This window comes from Acidovorax sp. HMWF029, assembly GCF_003060895.1.
In the GTDB taxonomy this organism is placed as follows: Bacteria; Pseudomonadota; Gammaproteobacteria; order Burkholderiales; family Burkholderiaceae_C; genus Acidovorax.
This window is the reverse complement of the sequence record NZ_QAIH01000286.1, coordinates 1-1,211: the sequence shown is the minus strand read 5'-3', so window position 1 is coordinate 1,211 and position 1,211 is coordinate 1. Positions and strand designations below refer to the sequence as shown.

The 1,211-nt window shown below is 68.6% G+C and carries 1 protein-coding gene; it reads left to right on the top strand.

Annotation, left to right across the window (positions count from 1 at the left end):
* Window positions 1-52: 52 nt before the first annotated feature.
* The coding region (locus DBR12_RS19985; RefSeq protein ID WP_108618845.1) for a sensor histidine kinase at window positions 53-1,211 on the top strand (1,159 nt) is incomplete at its 3' end.

The following is a 1,211-nucleotide window of genomic DNA, read 5'->3' as shown; positions in this document are numbered from 1 at the left end:
AAGGAGGGCAATAATCCGGAGGTTCAGACACCCGGACAACCCGGGCGCCGCAATGCAAAACACGCAAATTTTATCGACCCCGCCTGCACCACAGGATTCGGCCCTTTCGCGGGGTGGGCGGCGCAGCCCCCAGCCGCCCCGCGGGCGGGCGCTGGTGTTCGACGCCTGCCAGGTCGGCGTGGTGTTGCGGGCCGTGCTGTTTGTGGAAGTGGTGGTAGGTGTGGGGGCCATGTATGGCACCAGCAGCCCGCTGCAGTGGCTGACCAGCCTGGCCCTGCTGACAGGCGGCGCACTGCCCGCCACGCTGGTGTGGCTGATCACGGCCTGCAGCCTCAAGAAGGTGTTGCAGCGCCTGTCTACCGTGCAGCAATACGCGGCGGGAGTGCTGCTGGGGGCGCTGGCAGGGGTATATGGTTGCGGCATGCTGGCGCTGGTGGGCATGACCACCTCGCCCCCCTGGCTGGCGAGTGCGGCCACGGGTGCCCTGCTGGCCGCCATGCTGGTGGCAGCCCTGGTGCTGCGCGCACGGGGCCGCACCCCGGCCGCCACCACGGCGCGCCTGACCGAGCTGCAGTCGCGCATCCGCCCGCATTTTTTGTTCAACACCCTCAACAGCGCCATCGCCCTGGTACGTGAAGAACCGGCCAAGGCCGAATCGCTGCTGGAGGACCTGTCCGACCTGTTTCGCGTGGCCCTCATCGAGCAGGGTGAATCCACCACGCTGGCCGAAGAAATCACGCTGGCGCGCCGCTACCTGGCCATCGAAGAAGTGCGCTTTGGCAAGCGCCTGCAGGTGCAGTGGAACCTGGACCCACGCACCAACAACGCACGCCTCCCCCCGCTGCTGCTGCAGCCGCTGGTGGAAAACGCCGTCAAACACGGCGTGGAACCCAGCCCACGCGGCGGCAAGCTGCGGGTGCTGACCGAGTTGCGCGGCAGCCGTGTGGTGGTGCGCATCACCAACACCCTGCCCCCCAAGGATGGCCGCCATGGCGCGGCGGACGACAACGGTACGGGTACCAGCAAGGGCCACGGCATTGCGCTGGCCAACGTGCGTGCACGGCTGGCGTTGCTGCACGACGTGCAGGGCGAGTTCACGGCGGGCGTGCAGGACGGCCTGTACCAGGTGCGCATCACCTTGCCCGCGCCCGAGCCCCAAAGAAACCCTGGCCAGCCCTCCCGCTCCCGGCATCCCCCGCGCCGGGGAACAC